This window comes from Vreelandella halophytica, from assembly GCF_968193635.1.
The window spans coordinates 3,425,301-3,442,110 of sequence record NZ_OZ309107.1 but is presented as its reverse complement, the minus strand read 5'-3'; the positions used below and the strand labels follow the sequence as shown (position 1 = coordinate 3,442,110).

Here is a 16,810-nt window from a genome sequence, read left to right as displayed (position 1 = left end):
CGCTTGTTATGGGCGTGATCAGGGTAGAGGCTAAAGACTAAAGACGTGGCGATGCGCCACCGCGGGAGACGAAATGGCCAGCGGCAATTTCATCGAGCGCCAACACGGTGGGCTCATCGCCCACCTTGCGGATCGGACTTGGAATCTCTCCATCCAGCAGCAGATGTTCACGGCGGTGGTGCGGGTCGGCGACGGGGACGGCCGAAAGAAGTTTCCGGGTATAGTCGTGCTGGGGCGTATCGAACACATACTGGCGCGGCCCCATTTCGACGATTTGCCCCAGGTGAAGCACCGCCACCCGGTGGCTCATTTTCTCGACGACCGCCATATCGTGGCTGATGAACAGATACGCCAGGCCCTCTTCGCGCTGAAGCTGCATCATCAGGTGAATGATTTGCGCCTGAATAGACACATCCAGCGCCGAAAGCGCCTCATCGGCAATGATGAGCTTGGGCCTGGAGGCCAAAGCGCGGGCAATGCAGATACGCTGGCGCTGGCCCCCGGAAAATTCGTGGGGGTAGCGGCTGGCATGCTCGGGTTTCAAACCCACCCGCTCCAGAAGCTCGTTGACGCGCTGCTTGATACGTTGGCGGTCGCCCATCAAGCGGTGGGTATGAATGGGCTCGGCCACGGAGAACCCTACGGTTTTACGCGGGTCGAGGGATGCGAAGGGGTCCTGGAAGATGTACTGCACCTCTTGGCGCAGTTTCATTTTTTCCCCGCGTGACATGCTGGCAACCGATTTGCCGGAGAAAACGATATCGCCGCTGTTGCTTTTTTGAAGCTGCTGGATGGTGCGCCCGATCGTGGATTTACCCGAACCGGACTCGCCCACCAATGCCAGCGTTTCGCCGGGGTAAATATCGAAACTGACGTTTTCGACCGCGTGCACCCGATGGCTTACACCGCCAAAAAAGCCCTGGTTGATATCAAAGCGCGTTACCAAATTGCGCACGCTGACCACGGGCTCTTCCTGAGCGCGCACGGTGTCCTGGGTCACCGGCTCACCTTGCGTTTTGATCCGTTGGCCGTCGAAGATCACGAGGGGTTCGGCCCGGGGGAGCGCTTCGCCTTGCATACTGCCAAGGGTCGGCACCGCCGCCAGTAACGCTTGGGTATAAGGCTCGCGAGGGGTCTTGAAAAGCGCGCCCACCTCCGCTTCTTCTACTTTTACGCCATTACGCATGACCACGACATGATCGGCGACTTCCGCCACGACCCCCATGTCGTGGGTAATGAAGATGACGGCCATGCCAAGCTCTTGCTGAAGGTCGCGGATGATGGCCAGAATTTGCGCCTGGATCGTAACGTCCAGCGCGGTGGTGGGCTCATCGGCGACCAGCACTTTGGGTTTGCAGGCCAGCGCCATGGCGATCATGACGCGTTGACGCATTCCGCCCGAGAGCTGATGAGGGTAACGTTTGAGTAACGATTCTGCGTCCGCCAGCCGTACCAGGCGTAGCAGTCTAAGCGCCTCTTCCCGCGCGGTGGCTCGCGTATATTCACCGTGCAGTAGCAACACCTCGGTAATCTGATCTCCAATGGTGTAAACCGGATTGAGCGATGTCATCGGTTCCTGGAAGATCATCGAAATCTCTTTGCCGCGGATGCTGCGCATCGCTTTATCGGATAGCTGGGTTAGATCCTGCGCGGCGCTATCAGGCGTTGGGCGAAACAGGATTTTACCGTTGGGGATATGGGCATTGAGGTAGTGCACCAGCCCCATCGTGGCCAGCGAGGTCATCGATTTTCCCGACCCGGATTCGCCGACGATGGCCAGTGTCTGGCCCGCGTAAAGATCAAACGATAGATCCTTGACGACTCGGTTAGAGCCGAATGCGATATCGAGCGATTGAACAGAGAGTAGAGGCGGTATTGAAGACACGAAGTTACCTACACTTTTTATATAATTTATCTAGAAATTATCTACATGGTGTTCTTATGTCAATCGTGCATCGTCCATTACAAATACGACTAACGTCGTATTCCGCTGTTTGAGTGCATTTCCCAAACGGGGGTAAAACCATTGATAATGGTCGCTTGTTCAATTGGGCAATGCCAAAACAAGCCATTAATATTAAATATAATTGAGTGAAAATAATGAGTGAGGAGCACGCTGAAAAACGGTCTGGACGAAGCCCCATCGTTTCGTCCGAACATTTGTCACATAAAGCACATGAGCTTTCCGAATTCGAGTTCGGGCTGATCATCTCCAGCAATGCGTTCAACCGTTGGATGGTGCGTTGCATGAATGCAACGGGGTATCCAGAACTCGGTGCGCTGGATATTTTAGTGCTCCATAGCGTCAATCATCGTGACAGGGCCAAACGGCAAGGGGATATTTGCCTGGTCCTGAACGTCGAGGACACCCATACCGTGACGTACGCACTGCGAAAGCTGGTAAAGCTGGAGCTGGTGGTGGGCGAAAAACAGGGGAAAGAGACGCTTTTTAGTACGACGGAACCCGGGCGTAACGCGTGCAAACGTTACGCTGAGATCCGTGAGGCGTGCTTGATCGAGTCTCTTGACTCGATGGGGATCGAACGCAGCGAGATTAGCCGCTTGGCGAGTATCCTGCGCGCCATGTCCGGGCTTTACGATCAGGCCGCCCGGTCGGCCGCTTCGTTATAGGCGGTGTTGGGAGATACAAATCGAGCAGGTCCCGCTCAAGGCCCGGATAAAGCCTGACGCCCGTAAATTGCCACACCGCTGCGCCCGGCGCGCTTGATGTGGTACATGCTCTGGTCGGCGGCGGCGATCAGTTCGTGCTCGTTGTCGAATACACCGTCTTGCACACAGGCAATGCCGATAGAGACGGAGATATGAAGCGGGGTTTCGCCGCTGTAGAACATGGGTTCTTTTTCGAGTAACGCCATGATGCGGTGCGCGAGCCGCTCGGCGTTTTGCGCCGTTTCATCGGGCATGATGATGAGAAACTCTTCGCCGCCGTAGCGCCCAGCGATATCCGAGGCGTCGACCAGCGAAGCGAGCACTTTGCCAAAGCGCTGCAGCACGTTGTCACCGGCGCGGTGGCCGTGTTGGTCGTTGAGCCTTTTGAAGTGGTCAAGATCGATGAATACCACGGACAGGGTGCGGTTTTTCTGACGGCACAGGGTAAAACGCATCTGAAGCTGTTCATCGAGCCAGGCGCGATTGGCCAACTGCGTGAGAGGGTCGATACGGCTTCGCTCGAGCAGCGCGTCGTGCTGATGCTCCAATTGTCTGAAGCTCACCTGCTGTGCCTCCAGCCGCGCGCTAATAGCGAGAGCGTGCTGAAACAGCAGCTGTTTCGCCTCACTCAGTACTTCCTGGCTATCGATAGGCAACGGCACGGCCAGCTTGAGTAGGTCGCTTAACAGATTGATCTGCTGATGCATTCGATGGAACAGCGATTCGAGCAAGACCACGTGCTCGGTATCCGAGGCAGAGAGTTCATAAAGCAGCGTTGCAAAGGACTGAGCCGGGGTATTCGATAGCCACGCATCCGCCAGCGGACCTGAAAAGCGGACGCATATGTCGAACGGGGCCTTTGCCAACACGCTGTCGTGGCTCTCGTCGATCGCGGTGACGATATTTTCCGGCAGGCCCCACTTGGCCGCCAGCCACGCGCCAATCAGCGTATGGTCGCAGCCAAAGCGCTGGCGCTCCTCTTTGGCGAGCCGCATGTGAGAGCGGTCGGGCTGGGTGTAGAGCGTGGTCGCTTCCTCGGGGTAAGCCATTTGCAGCGCCAAAATGCCAATGTCTTGCAGCAGCGCAATGGTAAACGCCTGGCCCAGGTAATCGGGGCAGAGCGTTCGGGCAAGCTGGCTTGCAATCGCCGCCGAGGTAATGGCCCGCTGCCAGACCGGTATGGCGATCTCGTTGGTTTGGTCGTCTTTAAACAGTGCGAAGCTCAAAACTGCCGCCAGCGTCGCGTCGGTGCCCAAGCGCTGCGTGGCCTCAAGGCTCGTTTGCGCGGGGTTGGGCGCGCGCACGAGATGCGCCGTATTTGCCACCGCAATCAACTGCGCGGTAAGCGCCGGGTCGTGTTCGATGACACAGGCATACTCCTTGAGCGACGCGTCCGGCATGCGCGCGACCTCCAGCACCTGCATGGCGACCGCCGGCATCGACGGCAACGAGGCCGTATTCAAAAGTGATTTGCTTAGAAAGCTGGGCAACTTTTCCGACAGCGCTGCATAGAGCGTGCCGTTAGCCACTGAATGGCTCTTCATCTTCTCTCCATATGCAATGCTCAGCGCAATAAGCGATTATTATGGCCTCACGAAAGCATATACTTTTAAAGGACTTGCGTCGTCGTTAAAACGCTATAACGTCTTCTCTATACAGCAGAAATTGCTATTTTAAATTAGTCGAAAGCCGCTGATTTAAAGTGTCGTCAATTCTTCGGGCGCGCGTGTCGTGACAATGAGGCCGCCGCTCGTTTGCGTCAATTGGCGAAAGGTACAGGCACTCTGTCGCGCTTACGCCCCGGTAGATGCGTTCATTCGGGCCAGGAATCTTAGTGCTAAGCGCTTAGGGATTGCACGGTCAGGTTGGTGCCCACCAGTAGCATGGCCAGGATGACCAGCCGGTAGAACAGTACATCGTTCACTCGGCTTTGCAGCCAAAGCCCGTTACGCACCCCCACCCACGCCACCGGTACCAGTAAAAGCGAGGCCCAGGCACTGGTCAGGTTGACTTCGCCCAGCCACAGATACGGTCCGAGTTTGATGGCGTTGACGATGGCAAACGCCACCGCACAGGTAGCAATGAACGTCTCCTTGGCAAGTTTGCGCGGCAGCAGATACACGTTGAGCGGCGGTGCGCCGGCGTGGGCGATGAAGCTCGTGAACCCGCACACACTTGCCGCGGGCAGAGCCCAGCGTGTGGAGATGGGCTTTTTGGCGACCGGCTTTAACAGCATGTAAACGGCAAACACCAGCGATAAAAGCCCCAGTACCAGCCGAACGCCCTGATCGCTCAAGCTGCCAAACAGCAGCGTCCCGATCGCCACGCCGATAAAGAGCCCGGGCAGAAAGCGCCACACTTCTGCCATATCGTGCTTGCCCCACCACGCTTTCACCGCGAAGACGTCCATCACCAAAAGCAGCGGTAATAACAGTCCCGCCGCTTGGGTCGGGCTGATCACCAGCGCCATCAGCGGCACCGAAAGCGTGCCGAACCCTCCCGCAAAACCACCCTTGGAGACGCCGGTGAGGTACACGGCAAAAACGATCAATATCCAGGCGGTGGTGGAGTAATCGGGAAGCATGGGGACCCTGGTCTAATAAAGTGAAGTCTGCAACGCGTCGTGAAAGAGTCGAGTCGGGCACCCGACTCGCTTTCGGCGGAGGATAGTAACACGTCATTACTTCCTTACCGTCTTGTTTGAACTGATTTTCGACTTTTATCAGTGTGTTAATGGTTTTTGGCTATTTAGTTGAATAGATTAAATGAATTGAAGTTTTAATGGTTTTGGCCGTTTTTAGACATATCGGAAATGGGTGATCGACGACGAAACTCCGCTTTTTATCATGGGGCAGTCAGCTCGATCGTATTACTCTGCACCGCCGCTGATTGGCATGGTTCGTTCAGCAGGCTGGCCTCAAGGTGTTGGTAGTAAAAGGAAACGCCTATAAAAAAGCGCTTTGAAGCGTTCGATCTTCAACCGCAATGGCGCCTATAAAACGACTGTTCAGCGAGTGTCCCTTCCTGAGTTCTCTATCACCTAATGGAATATACATAATGAAATTCAAGGACCTTTCTATTAGTAAGCAGATTGGTTTAGGGTTTTTAGTGCCTGTCTTGTTTTTAGTGTTTACGGGGCTTTTGAACTCGTTCAGCCTTCGCAGCATTAACGACACCATGAGTTCTCTTTATTATGATCGCGTGGTCCCCTTGCAGGATCTTAAAGTGATTTCGGATTCTTATGCGGTGGATGTCATCGATGCCGTTAACAAGGCCAACGCGGGCTTAATGAGCGCCGAAGAGGCGCTCGAGGCGGTTCATGGCGCCCGCGATGTCATTGCTGATCGCTGGCAAGCTTATATAACGACGACGCTGACGGCCGAGGAGGCGGCGATAGCCGATCAGGCCCAGGCGCTATTTGAACCAGCCAACCGCGCGTTGGATGGGCTCGAGCAAACGTTGCAAACCATGTCAGGGCGGGCCGTGGGCAGGCTCGACGCTCACGATGGCGCCTTGTACGCCTCCATCGACCCTATAAGCGCGACGATCAATCGACTGATCGATGAGCAGCTCGTCGCCGCGCAGCGGGGGATGGAACATGGCGATGCCCGGTACTATCAGGCGATGCTGTCGACCCTGGTACTTGGGTTATTAGCGGTGCTGATATCGGTAGGCGCGGCCGTCGTCATTACGCGAGGTATTACCCGGCCGCTGGGTCAAGCCGTTCAGCAGTCCCAGGCCGTCGCCGATGGCGACTTATCGACCAGTATCGAACCCGACTCCCAAAACGAAATCGGTCAGCTGCTGATGGCGCAAAAGTCGATGGTCGCAAGTCTTGCCCAAGTGGTGTTCGATGTGCGCCGTAACGCCGAAAGCGTCGCGACGGCGAGTGCGCAAATCGCGCAGGGCAACGACGACCTGAGCCAGCGCACCGAGGTGCAGTCCTCGGCGCTTGAGCAGACCTCGGCTTCGATCGAGGAGATGGGCTCCAGCGCGACCCAAAATGCTGAAAACGCCATGAATGCCAACCAGCTTGCCGCCAGTGCCAGCACGGTCGCTCGGGAAGGGGGCGGTGTCGTGGAGCAGGTCGTACAGACCATGCGAGACATCAATGAAAGCAGCCGCCAGATTAACGATATCGTGGGTGTCATCGACAGTATCGCGTTTCAAACCAATATTTTGGCGTTGAATGCCTCGGTAGAAGCGGCGCGGGCCGGTGAGCAAGGCCGCGGTTTTGCCGTGGTGGCCGGTGAAGTGCGTAATTTGGCCCAGCGCAGTGCGCAAGCGGCTCAAGAGATCAAGGCATTGATCAGTATCAGCGTAGAGCGCGTGGGTAAAGGCACCCAGCTGGTGGATCAGGCGGGCGTCACCATGCAAGACATCGTTGCATCGATTCAGCACGTCAGCGATATCGTGGGAGAGATTAGTAGTGCCAGCAGCGAACAGAGCGCCGCCGTTAGCCAGGTGAGCCAGGCGATCAGCCAGCTCGATCACACCACCCAGCAAAACGCGGCGCTCGTTCAAGAGTCGGCCGCGGCCGCCGCAAGCCTTAGGGATCAGGCCCACGACCTGGTGGGGGCCGTGGAGAAATTCAAGCTGTCAGAACACCCTCTAATGGCTAATACGAGCGGTCGCCCTTTGCTCGATAAAGCGCCCGCGAGGTGAAGGGGGTACCCATCTTCATAAAATAATCACCGTCGCCAGGCCCAGAAACGATAGAAAGCCGACGACATCGGTCACGGTGGTCAAGATAACCGCGCCGGAGAGCGCGGGGTCGATCTTCAGCCGCTTCAAGACCAAGGGGATCAGTACGCCCGAGATATTCGCCAGACTCATGTTGATAAAAATGGCCAGCGTGATGACCACGGTGATGAGCACCTGGCCAAACCAAAGATAGGAGATAGCGCCCACCACCAGTGCCCAGACCAGGCCGTTACTCATGCCGACCCAAAGCTCCTTGTTATAGAGCCAGCGCTTGTTATTACCGGCCAGTTGGCCAAGGGCCAGGCCACGGATCACCACCGTTAGCGTTTGGCTGCCGGCGATTCCCCCCATGCTGGCGACCACCGGCATTAGAATCGCCAGCGCTACGATTTGATCCAGCACCGCCTCGAACCGCCCGATGACGAACGCCGCCAAAAAAGCCGTCATTAAATTGATGCCCAGCCATACGCCGCGGCTTTTGGCGCTACGCACGATGGGCGTGAACACCTCTTCTTCGTCGCTGACGCCGGAAAGGTGCTTCAGCGTTAGATCCGCGTCGTCCTGGGTGATTTCCAGAACATCTGCCGCATTGAGCTGGCCCACCAGCAAGCCGTCGCTATCGCACACCGGGACGAAGGGCAGCTCTTTTGAGCGCAGCAAAATAGCGGCGTCGCTGACTTTCATCTGATCGTTGAGCGTAAAAAAGTCATCCATGTAGTCATCGACCACCGCGTCCTGGGGCTGCTTGATCAAGTCGATCAGCGTCAGCGTACCCAGCAGGCGTTTGTCTTTATCGGTGATCATGACCTGCTGCGACTCATCGTCGAGCAGGTGATGGATGCGGATATAACGCTGTACGGCTTCAAGGGAAACACCCTGCTTTACATTGACCGTCTCCGGGTCCATGTAGCGGCCCACGACATCCTCTTCGTAGGCGTGCAGGTTCTCTACCTGGGCGCGAATATTGTCGTCGAGGCTTGCGTAAACGCTCGTCTTGACGTCCTCGTCAGCCACCTCGAGCACTTCGGCCACGTCCTGGGCGTCCAGGCCCCTGACGATGTTTTCGATATCGCTGATCGACAGATCTTCGACGTAGTCCGCACGGATATCTTCATCGACGCTTGCCAGCACTTCGCCGATCAGCGTAGCGGGGATGAGTTCCCACAAGAGGTTACGCGTCTTGGTGGGAAAGGATTCGAGGATGCGCGCTATTTCCAGGGTTTCAAGATCGTCGAACAGGGTCTTCAGTGCCGGCGTGTCGTTTTCATCGAGTCGCTCTTGAATATAGAGAAGCGGCGTCTCGCCATCGGTGTACGGTTCGTCGTCGGCCATGAAATCCTTCCTTGGGCGCATGATCGGTAAAAGAGGGGGTGCGTAGCGGTATAATGGCCCACCTTTCAGTCTATGGTGTACCTGCGTGGAAAGCTATACGCCACAATGGATTACCAATGCGCACGACATCCCGGGGTACGGCGCATAAAAAGCCCCACTTGTTGATCAAGAGGGGCTTAAGAGCCGCTGCCGTTATCGCCTCGAAGAAAAGGGCGGAGTCGCGCTTGATACTCAGTCGCGTGGAAACCGCGCCTCGAGTGCCGCGACCTGTTCAGGCGTCAGGATACGGGGGCTCTCGCCACGAAGTAGCAAAAAGAGTTTTGCCGTCTCTTCGAGCTCTTCCGTTGCGTAGACGGCGGCTTCCAGGTTTTTACCGGCGACGACCGGGCCATGGTTGGCCAACAGAACCGCGCTATGTTGGCCCGCTAAACCACGTACCGCATCGCCCAGCGCTTCATCGCCGGGTATATGGTAAGGCACCAGCGGAAGCTTACCGACGCGCATGGCGTAATAAGCTGTAATGGGGGGGATGCAGTCGCAGGGGGCGATGTTGGGTAGACACGAGACGGCCACCGAATGCGTCGAGTGCAGATGTACGATAGCGCCGGACTGCGGCCGCTCGTCATACATGGCCGTATGAAGGAAGTGCTCTTTGGTGGGCTTGTCGCCGCTCAAGAGCTGGCCGTTTTTATCCAGGTGTGAAATGCGCGCCGGATCCAGCCGGCCCAGACACGCATTGGTGGGCGTCATCAGCCAGCCGCCGTCGTCCAGGCGAACGCTGATGTTGCCGCTCGAGCCCATGGTCAGGCCGCGATCGAAAAGCGATTTTCCGAGCAAGCTGATGTGTTCGCGTAGCTGGTTCTGCTCGTGTTTGCTCATGACAACACCTCAAACGCTCGAGTGAAGAAATCGACGCCGCCAAAATTGCCTGATTTCAGCGCTAGTGAAAGCGGCGCCGTATGGCCGTCCAGTGTCGCCTGAGTCCAGGGAACGCCTGGATCGATCTGCTCGCCAATACGAAGCGCGGTAATGTTCAGCGCGGACACCACTGCGCCCGAGGTTTCGCCGCCGGCCACCAGCAGGCGGCCGACACCCTTGTCGACCAGCGATACCGCGAGCTGACTCAATGCGTTTTCGACCAGGTGGCCGGCCTTTTCCACGCCGAGCTGGTTCTGAGCCGCTTTGACTTTCTCCGGATCGGCGGAGGCATACACCAGTACCGGGGCGTTTTGCTCGATACGCGCAAGCGCAAATGCCAGGGCTTCGTTCCAGTGAGTATCACCGTTTGCCAGATCCAGCGGATGGATCGCAAAGCCGCCTTCCGGATGGCACGCCAGGAAATCATCCACTTGAGCAAGCGTTGCCCGGGAGCAACTGCCGGAGAGCACCAGAGCGCTGCCCGAGGCGGGCTGCAGGCGGCCAGGCTCGGTGATCTTGTCCAGCCACCCTTGCCGGCGGTATTGGGCGGGCAAGGCTTGGCCAAGGCCCGAACCGCCGGTGACCAGCGCTAAATTGACGGTCGCTTCGGCAAGGACCTCCAGGTCACGATCATCAACGCTGTCGCAAATCACGTGACGAACGGTGTCCGCCTGCAGGGCGGCGAGGTGGTCGCGCGTGGCTTCGGCGCCTTGGGTCAATACGCCACGCGAGGCCAGGCCCACGGCGTGCGGCGTTTGCTTCGAGAGCACGCGCACCAGATCTGCATCGGTCATCGGCGTGAGCGGGTGGTGCTGCATGCCGCTGTCGTTCAAGAGTCGGTCACCGACGAACAGATGCCCTTGATAGACCGTACGCCCATTGACCGGAAAGGCGGGCACCAGGACGGTTTGCGAAGCCTTCAGGCGGTCGAGCAAGGCATCGGCCACCGGGCCGATATTGCCCTGATCGGTTGAATCAAACGTCGAGCAGTACTTGAAAAAGAACTGCCGGGCGCCCAGTTCGCGCAGCCAGTCGAGCGCGGCGAGCGAATCGGCAACCGCCTCATTCACGGGGCAGGAGCGGGATTTGAGCGCCACGACCACCGCGTCGACATCGCGCAAGTCGGGCAGGGCGTCGGGCACGCCGATCACCTGCACACAGCGCATGCCGCCGCGTACCAGGTTGTTGGCCAGGTCGGTGGCGCCGGTAAAGTCATCGGCGATAGCGCCTAGTACGATCGTCATATTCGTTCTCCAAATCCCGGCTTAAGAAGCAGTACGGCGCCGCGCGCGTTTAATCAGCGGCATGATCAACGTTGCCGTGAGCAACAAGAGGGCGATGGCCAAGAGCGTGGCGCTAATCGGGCGATCCAAAAAGATGCCGAAATTTCCCTGGGACATCGAAAGCGAACGGCGAAGCTCACTCTCGGCAATGGGGCCGAGCACCAGCCCCAAAATGATCGATACCATGGGGAAGTTGATCTTCTCGAGCAAGTAGCCCACGACACCAAAGCCCAGCATGAGCCATACGTCGAACATCGAGTTTCGCACCGAAAAGGTTCCCACGATGCAGCACATGATGATGATGGGGCCCAGCGCCGAGTAAGGTACGTTCAAGAGTTTGGTGAACAGCACGATAAACGGCTTGGAGAAGAGCAAAATCATGAAATTGACGATGAAAAGGCCGGCAAAGACCGCATAGATCAAGTCGCTACTGGTGAGCATGAACATCGGCCCCGGCTGCAGGCCGTGCATGATGAAGGCGCCCAGGATGACGGCCGTGGTACCGCTGCCCGGGATGCCCAGGGCGAAAAGTGGTACCAGCGCCCCCATGGCGGCGGCGTTATTGGCGGACTCCGGGGCGGCAATGCCTTCCGGGGCGCCCTTGCCGAATTTTTCCGGGTGCTTGGACCAGCGAACCGTTTCGCTGTAGCTGACCATGGCGGCGGTACTGGCCCCGATACCCGGCAAAATGCCGATGACGACGCCAATGATCGAGGAGCGAGACAGCGTAGCGCCAATCTGACGCAAAACGGGCAGGTCGAAAATCTTGACCTTCACTTCCTTGAGTGGCTGGTGGCTCGCGTGATCCAGCGTGCGCTTCATGACCTCGGACACCGCGAAAAGCCCGACGATCACGGGAATTAGCCCGACGCCTTCCGCCAGGTTGAGGTTATCGAAGGTATAGCGGCTGGTGCCGGTCAAGGGGTCGATACCGATGGTGGCGATAAATAGCCCCAGCGCCGCCCCGATCAAGCCAAAGATAAGCCGCCCGCCGAGTGAAGCCACCACGGTTAGCCCCAGCACGGCCAGCGCGAAGTACTCGGGGGATGAAAATCTCAGCGCCATGGTGGCCAGCACCGGTGTAAAGATGATCAGGGCAATGGTGCCCACGATGCCGCCGATCGCCGAGCTCAAAACGCCGATGCCCAGTGCCTTGCCCGCTTCGCCCCGCTGCGTCATCGGGTAGCCATCAAAAGCCGTCATGACCGCCTCGGGGGTGCCGGGGGCGCGGTAGAGAATGGCGGTAATCAGTCCCGAGAAGACCGTGGCTCCATAAATGGCGGTCAGCACCATGAAGGCGGTGGTGGGCTCCATGCCGTAGGTCACTGGCAGCAAAATGACCACGAGGATCACGCCGCTGATGCCGGGGAGCGCACCACCGATAAAACCGATAAAGACGGCTGAGGTTAATAGCAGCAGGTTCAGTGGCTGCATCACCACGGCTAACCCGCCCAAGAAATTTTCTAGCATGATCGACTCCCTGGAAAGTGGGGAATGGGGGCAGCCTTACGGCATGGGAATGCCCAGCAGTGATACGAACACGCCCTGCATGAGCGCCGCTGCCACCACCAGGGTAATGGTGATCGTCACCCACGAGCGGGCGCCGAGTAACAGCGTGCCGACCAGCGTGAACACCAGGCTTGCAATAAGGAAACCGACGCTTTGCATCAAGAGCGTGTAGCCGGCGGCGGCGGCCATGAACCACCAGTGACGCGTACGTCCCAGAGAGAAAGAGAAGCGGTGGGTAGGGGGCTCGTCGTCCGTCACCCCGCGCGTGGGATCGCGCCAGGTCAGCACCAAAAGCACGAGTCCAAGTACGCATAAAACGGCGAGCAGCGTTAAAGGCCAAACCCGTGGCCCAATGAAGGTGGAGACCTGCGCCGAGCTTGGAAACTGCAGCGTCGGGTAAAGCCCAACAACCGCAAGTAGCACGATCCCCAGCGCGAAAATAGTGATTCTGACGTGCATGGCCAATCCTGAGGGGAACATTGGAAGACCGGTCAGTTGACCGGTCTTTGAAGCAAACAGAACGTAACGCTTTTACAAATCTGTCTATCAGTCGTTTTGTAGAAGCCGCGAATAAAGCTCGAGGTTGTTTTCCAGGCGCTGACGATACTCATCGCCATTCATCCAGCCATCGCGATAATCCAAATTCACACGTTCGGCGTAGCTCTGGTACTCCTCGGAGTCGTAAACTTCCTGAAAGGCGTCCTGCAGGCGCTGAACAATGGGCGCCGGGGTATCGGCATGTACGAAAATGGCGCGGTCGTTACCGTCGGTCAGATCCCAGTCGTGCTCCACCGTGGTGGGTACCTCCGGATAATCTTCGAGACGCTCGTCGCTAAAAATCAGAATCGGCGCCATCTGGCCTGCGTCGATATAGCTCAAAAGCGGGCTCAGTGACGTCGTGGTGGCATCGATGTTGCCGCCCAGCACGTTCGCCGTGGCGTTACCCGTGCTGTCGTAGGGAATGAAGTTCATATCCAGCCCCGAGGCATCCACCAGTGACAGAAACGCCATGTGGTCCGGACTCGCCGTATGGGTGCCGCCCACGGTGACTTCGCCCGGGTTTTCCTCGGCGTAAGCCATGAACGCCTCGAAATCTTCAAAGCGCTCCGGATTGACGAACAGCGCCATGACGTCGGATTGCATGCGCGCGATAGGCGTCAGCTGATCCAGACCTACCGGGTTTTGCCCGGCGGCAAGCGATGTCACAAGCGTCGTAGAGGCGAAATCCAGGGTATGCCCGTCGGCGGCGCCGTTTGCGGTGCGTTGGTGAGCCAGGGCGCCGGAAGCGGCCGGCAGGTTGACCACGGTGATGCGCGCACCACCCACCGCTTCTTCGAACATGGGGCGAACCACACGGGCGAAGTTGTCGGTGCCGCCGCCAGCGCCGGCGGCCACCAGAAACTGGATGGGTTTGCTGGGGAACGAGTCGGCGTCGCTTGCATTGACAGAGGTGGCGACACCAAGCAGGGCTAACCCGAGAGCGGCGTATTTGATACTGAACTGAGTAGGCATGATTTTCTCCAGAGCGATTGTTGTTGCTTTTAGGGACTGTCTACATGGGAAAAGGGCAATAGCCTCTATTGCCCGGACGTAAGGTGTTACGGGCTCAAAAGCGCATCTTGCTTGAGGCGAAGCTCTTTTAACTTGCTCTCAGCCAAAGTGATATCGGCAAGCGTAATCGGCTGGCCCGGGGCGATATCGCGAACTACTTTCGCCCCCGGCAGCAGATAGAACGGCACGTTGGCATCACCGGAAAGCGCCGCGGCGGGGTGGATCTCCGGGCGCAAGCCTTCGATATGGCGATGATGACCTTTCATCTCGAGCAGTTGTCCCGCCGGGATCGCCTGAGTGGTGCGCGCCGTTAGATCGAACCTGGGTGTCGTGGCGTGGCCACCGCCGGAGGTGATGCCGTTGAGTACCGCATCGAGCAGTGAAATCGGCGCTTCGAGCCCGAGCAAGTGCCGCGGTAGATAGACCATGGCGCTATCGCCACTCTGGCTGAGCACGTGCCCCTTGTCGCGAAGCAACTGCCAAACGTGAGGGTCTTCGCAGCGCACTACGGCGAACACGCCGCCAGCGAAGCTCAGCTCGTCAGGTCGACGCAGGCAGTTGAACACTTCGAGTCGCTGGGGGCCCTGAAGAACGCCGCCGTGGGCTTGGGTATCCAGAAGGGTGGGCACTTCGTGGGTGCGCAACACCATGGCATGAAACTCGGGCAGGTCGGGCTGTAGGCCGGTGGCGTTGGCGACATTGACCATTTCGCACAGGTCGGGCACTGAAATCTGTGGGATGGCGGAGAGGGCCTCGCTGCGTGCTTTCACCGTCGCACGTGGATCGCGTTCATCCAGTGTCCAGAGCGACGCCATGTCAGCGGCATCGTAGGTGGCGCCGTTACAAATAACGCAGCCCCGGGCTTCATCCCAGATAAAATCGTATTCGCTGCTTTTGCCGGCTGAAACGATTTCAAAGCCCAGGGTTTTCGCCCAGGTCAACAAACCGATCAAAAGGCTTGGTTGGTCGCCGTCGAGCGGCGTAAAGATTCGCCCTTGCTGTTCTGCCAAACGCGTCAGGTAGGGCCCTACCACCGATTCGGTTTCTTTGGTCGCGATACCCACGTGCTTGCCGGCCAGCAGCGCACTCTCGGCATATTGCGCGCCAATATCCGGAATGCCGGTGGATTCAACCAGGATGTCGAACGGTAGTGTGGCCACGGTATCGAAAGACGCCGTCGCAATGAAAAAGCCTTTCTCCCAGGCATTTTCAGCTTCCGCGCCAGAATGGCATACCATTATATCTTTATCTGAAATACCCGCATGGCGTAAGGCGTCAGCTGCTCTTTCCGGATTGATATCGATCGCAATACGCGCTGACAACTTTTCCATCTGGCGTGCCTGGCGCAGTACGCCACGGCCAAAGTCGCCCGCGCCCGCAATGCAGGCTTCGACCGTTTTAGCGGTTTCAAAATGTTGTAAATAGTTCATAGATAAAGGGTATTTCCTGATAAATCGATAGCAGACAACAGTAAGAGAACGAATGTATACCTGCCTCGATGACATAACAAAACGACACACGGATCGAAAGAATGTAGTGGTATACCATTTGGAGGGTCAACGCATCGCCCATGCTACTTTAGTAGTTGTTTGTTCATGATTGGCTATAAGTACATGAATATTATGGAGAAGCATTACGTTTGAAGTTGCCGATTTATTTGAAAGGTATTTTTTGGTATGCCACTCTTGCTCGTCGCTAACAAAAGTGAATAACGCTATGGAAGAGACCGTTCAAGTCAGTCATGCCGGGTTGGTAGAAAAAGTCGCTACCTATTTGCGTGAGCATATCGTGATGGATCATTTTCAGCCGGGCCAGCGCTTGCCCGAGCGTACGCTGGCCGTCGAGCTTCAGGTATCGCGAACTCCCCTGCGTGAAGCGTTGAAAATTCTTGCGGCCGAAGGGCTCGTGGTGATCTCTCCCAACCGGGGAGCCGTGGTGGCGGATGTGAGTGCGGCGGACATGAAGGAGAAGGCGTACGTACTTAGTGTGCTGGAGCAGGCTGCCGCGGAGCTTACCTGCGCCGTGGCTACTGAAGAGGATATTGCAGAGTTTCAGGCGCTTCATTACGAGATGAAGGCGGCTTTCGTGAGAAGAGATCGGCAGAATTACTTTCGTCTGAATCAGGATATCCACAATCGGATCGTGGCGCTCTCTGGAAATTCCACCTTAATCGATATGCACGCCAACTTGAGCCGCCAGCTTTACCGCGTCCGCTACCTTTCGAATCAAAAAAACGAGAAGTGGGCGACCGCCATGGAGGAGCACGAAGCCATTCTGAAGGCGCTAGAGGCGCGCGATGGCAAACAGGTAGGGCATGAGCTACGCAACCATTTGGGTAAAACCTGGATCAAGTATGCTAACGGTGAACCCGTTCGTGATACATCGGCTTAAAGACCGATAGGAGCGCTAGCGCCACGTCTACTTTTTGTTCTTACGCATGAAGGGCAGCACTTTTGCCATGGTATCTGCCATCACCTGATCAAGCGGCTTATGATCGAGGCTCACGGCTGCCCGGGCGGCGGTATAAGTGCCCTTGTACTCTTTGGCAATGGCCTCGTCGCTCATGCTCTCGGGTAACTGCTCTTTCTGGCGTATCGCATCGATGACGTGTTGATCCATATCGCTTCGCCTCCAAAAAGTCGTTTCCTGTAGTTTAGGCTATAAATTGGCAGAAGGGGCTTGGCGCCAGCTTGCCTAAAAAATTCGACTCCGGGGGGTGCGTCCATCTCACAGGCACAAAAAAAGCACCCGAAGGTGCTTTTTTTGTGGGGTGTCTGGTGGAGGCGGCGGGAATTGAACCCGCGTAAAGAACAGTTAAATCAACGAATTAAATATAAAAGCTA

The 16,810-nt window shown here is 57.3% G+C and carries 14 protein-coding genes; 3 read left to right on the top strand and 11 right to left on the bottom strand.

What is annotated here, in order from left to right:
- Window positions 1-37 precede the first annotated feature (37 nt).
- A complete protein-coding gene (locus ACWHXT_RS15995; RefSeq protein WP_447956549.1) occupies window positions 38-1,885 on the bottom strand; it encodes an ABC transporter ATP-binding protein in 1,848 nt (615 codons plus the stop codon).
- A 215-nt stretch (window positions 1,886-2,100) separates the two neighbouring features.
- On the opposite strand from ACWHXT_RS15995, the gene ACWHXT_RS15990 reads away from it, so the two are divergent.
- Window positions 2,101-2,631 carry a winged helix DNA-binding protein gene (locus ACWHXT_RS15990; protein WP_447956548.1) on the top strand — a complete coding sequence of 177 codons (531 nt, stop codon included), beginning with the start codon at window positions 2,101-2,103 and terminating at the stop codon, window positions 2,629-2,631.
- 35 nt (window positions 2,632-2,666) lie between these two features.
- Here the strand turns inward: ACWHXT_RS15990 and ACWHXT_RS15985 are convergent, their stop codons facing one another.
- Both ACWHXT_RS15985 and ACWHXT_RS15980 read right to left on the bottom strand, forming a co-directional pair.
- Window positions 2,667-4,214, bottom strand: coding sequence for a sensor domain-containing diguanylate cyclase (locus ACWHXT_RS15985; RefSeq protein WP_447956547.1), 1,548 nt, complete (start codon window positions 4,212-4,214; stop codon window positions 2,667-2,669).
- Between the two features lie 293 nt (window positions 4,215-4,507).
- A complete protein-coding gene (locus ACWHXT_RS15980; RefSeq protein ID WP_447956546.1) occupies window positions 4,508-5,254 on the bottom strand; it encodes a sulfite exporter TauE/SafE family protein in 747 nt (248 codons plus the stop codon).
- Between the two features lie 401 nt (window positions 5,255-5,655).
- Here ACWHXT_RS15980 and ACWHXT_RS15975 point away from each other — a divergent pair, with 401 nt between their 5' ends.
- Entirely contained in the window at window positions 5,656-7,335 is a 1,680-nt protein-coding gene (locus ACWHXT_RS15975; protein ID WP_447956545.1) for a methyl-accepting chemotaxis protein, read from the top strand.
- Window positions 7,336-7,350: 15 nt separating this feature from the next.
- On the opposite strand, the gene mgtE is transcribed toward ACWHXT_RS15975, so the two are convergent.
- The 7 genes from mgtE to ACWHXT_RS15940 all read right to left on the bottom strand — a co-directional run bounded on the left by mgtE (window position 7,351) and on the right by ACWHXT_RS15940 (window position 15,397).
- Window positions 7,351-8,706, bottom strand: a complete 1,356-nt coding sequence (mgtE, locus tag ACWHXT_RS15970; RefSeq protein WP_447927215.1) for a magnesium transporter — start codon at window positions 8,704-8,706, stop codon at window positions 7,351-7,353.
- A 231-nt stretch (window positions 8,707-8,937) separates the two neighbouring features.
- A complete protein-coding gene (gene otnC / locus ACWHXT_RS15965; RefSeq protein WP_447956544.1) occupies window positions 8,938-9,585 on the bottom strand; it encodes a 3-oxo-tetronate 4-phosphate decarboxylase in 648 nt (215 codons plus the stop codon).
- Window positions 9,582-10,868, bottom strand: a complete 1,287-nt coding sequence (gene otnK, locus ACWHXT_RS15960) for a 3-oxo-tetronate kinase (protein ID WP_447956543.1) — start codon at window positions 10,866-10,868, stop codon at window positions 9,582-9,584. The genes otnC and otnK overlap by 4 nt, the downstream gene beginning before the upstream one ends.
- 21 nt (window positions 10,869-10,889) lie before the next feature.
- Entirely contained in the window at window positions 10,890-12,377 is a 1,488-nt protein-coding gene (locus tag ACWHXT_RS15955; RefSeq protein WP_447530123.1) for a tripartite tricarboxylate transporter permease, read from the bottom strand.
- A 36-nt stretch (window positions 12,378-12,413) separates the two neighbouring features.
- Window positions 12,414-12,875: a tripartite tricarboxylate transporter TctB family protein gene (locus ACWHXT_RS15950; RefSeq protein ID WP_447530122.1), complete on the bottom strand. Its 462-nt coding sequence runs from the start codon at window positions 12,873-12,875 to the stop codon at window positions 12,414-12,416.
- Between the two features lie 87 nt (window positions 12,876-12,962).
- Window positions 12,963-13,928, bottom strand: coding sequence for a tripartite tricarboxylate transporter substrate binding protein (locus ACWHXT_RS15945; protein WP_447956542.1), 966 nt, complete (start codon window positions 13,926-13,928; stop codon window positions 12,963-12,965).
- Window positions 13,929-14,014: 86 nt separating this feature from the next.
- The gene (locus ACWHXT_RS15940) at window positions 14,015-15,397 is read right to left on the bottom strand and encodes a flagellar biosynthesis protein FlgA (RefSeq protein WP_447956541.1); all 1,383 of its coding nucleotides are present in this window, start codon (window positions 15,395-15,397) and stop codon (window positions 14,015-14,017) included.
- Between the two features lie 286 nt (window positions 15,398-15,683).
- Here ACWHXT_RS15940 and ACWHXT_RS15935 point away from each other — a divergent pair, with 286 nt between their 5' ends.
- On the top strand, window positions 15,684-16,358 hold the full coding sequence (locus ACWHXT_RS15935; RefSeq protein ID WP_447927210.1) for a GntR family transcriptional regulator: 675 nt from the start codon (window positions 15,684-15,686) through the stop codon (window positions 16,356-16,358).
- Window positions 16,359-16,385: 27 nt separating this feature from the next.
- On the opposite strand, the gene ACWHXT_RS15930 is transcribed toward ACWHXT_RS15935, so the two are convergent.
- Window positions 16,386-16,586 carry a hypothetical protein gene (locus ACWHXT_RS15930; protein WP_447927209.1) on the bottom strand — a complete coding sequence of 67 codons (201 nt, stop codon included), beginning with the start codon at window positions 16,584-16,586 and terminating at the stop codon, window positions 16,386-16,388.
- Window positions 16,587-16,810: the final 224 nt, after the last annotated feature.

What these genes read in the sequence shown, in the direction of transcription:
- ACWHXT_RS15990 (WP_447956548.1), top strand. Translation starts at nt 2,101, where the DNA reads ATGAGTGAGGAGCACGCTGAAAAACGGTCTGGACGAAGCCCCATCGTT.
- ACWHXT_RS15985 (WP_447956547.1), bottom strand. Translation starts at nt 4,214, where the DNA reads ATGAAGAGCCATTCAGTGGCTAACGGCACGCTCTATGCAGCGCTGTCG.
- ACWHXT_RS15980 (WP_447956546.1), bottom strand. Translation starts at nt 5,254, where the DNA reads ATGCTTCCCGATTACTCCACCACCGCCTGGATATTGATCGTTTTTGCC.
- ACWHXT_RS15975 (WP_447956545.1), top strand. Translation starts at nt 5,656, where the DNA reads ATGGCGCCTATAAAACGACTGTTCAGCGAGTGTCCCTTCCTGAGTTCT.
- mgtE (WP_447927215.1), bottom strand. Translation starts at nt 8,706, where the DNA reads ATGGCCGACGACGAACCGTACACCGATGGCGAGACGCCGCTTCTCTAT.
- otnC (WP_447956544.1), bottom strand. Translation starts at nt 9,585, where the DNA reads ATGAGCAAACACGAGCAGAACCAGCTACGCGAACACATCAGCTTGCTC.
- otnK (WP_447956543.1), bottom strand. Translation starts at nt 10,868, where the DNA reads ATGACGATCGTACTAGGCGCTATCGCCGATGACTTTACCGGCGCCACC.
- ACWHXT_RS15955 (WP_447530123.1), bottom strand. Translation starts at nt 12,377, where the DNA reads ATGCTAGAAAATTTCTTGGGCGGGTTAGCCGTGGTGATGCAGCCACTG.
- ACWHXT_RS15950 (WP_447530122.1), bottom strand. Translation starts at nt 12,875, where the DNA reads ATGCACGTCAGAATCACTATTTTCGCGCTGGGGATCGTGCTACTTGCG.
- ACWHXT_RS15945 (WP_447956542.1), bottom strand. Translation starts at nt 13,928, where the DNA reads ATGCCTACTCAGTTCAGTATCAAATACGCCGCTCTCGGGTTAGCCCTG.
- ACWHXT_RS15940 (WP_447956541.1), bottom strand. Translation starts at nt 15,397, where the DNA reads ATGAACTATTTACAACATTTTGAAACCGCTAAAACGGTCGAAGCCTGC.
- ACWHXT_RS15935 (WP_447927210.1), top strand. Translation starts at nt 15,684, where the DNA reads ATGGAAGAGACCGTTCAAGTCAGTCATGCCGGGTTGGTAGAAAAAGTC.
- ACWHXT_RS15930 (WP_447927209.1), bottom strand. Translation starts at nt 16,586, where the DNA reads ATGGATCAACACGTCATCGATGCGATACGCCAGAAAGAGCAGTTACCC.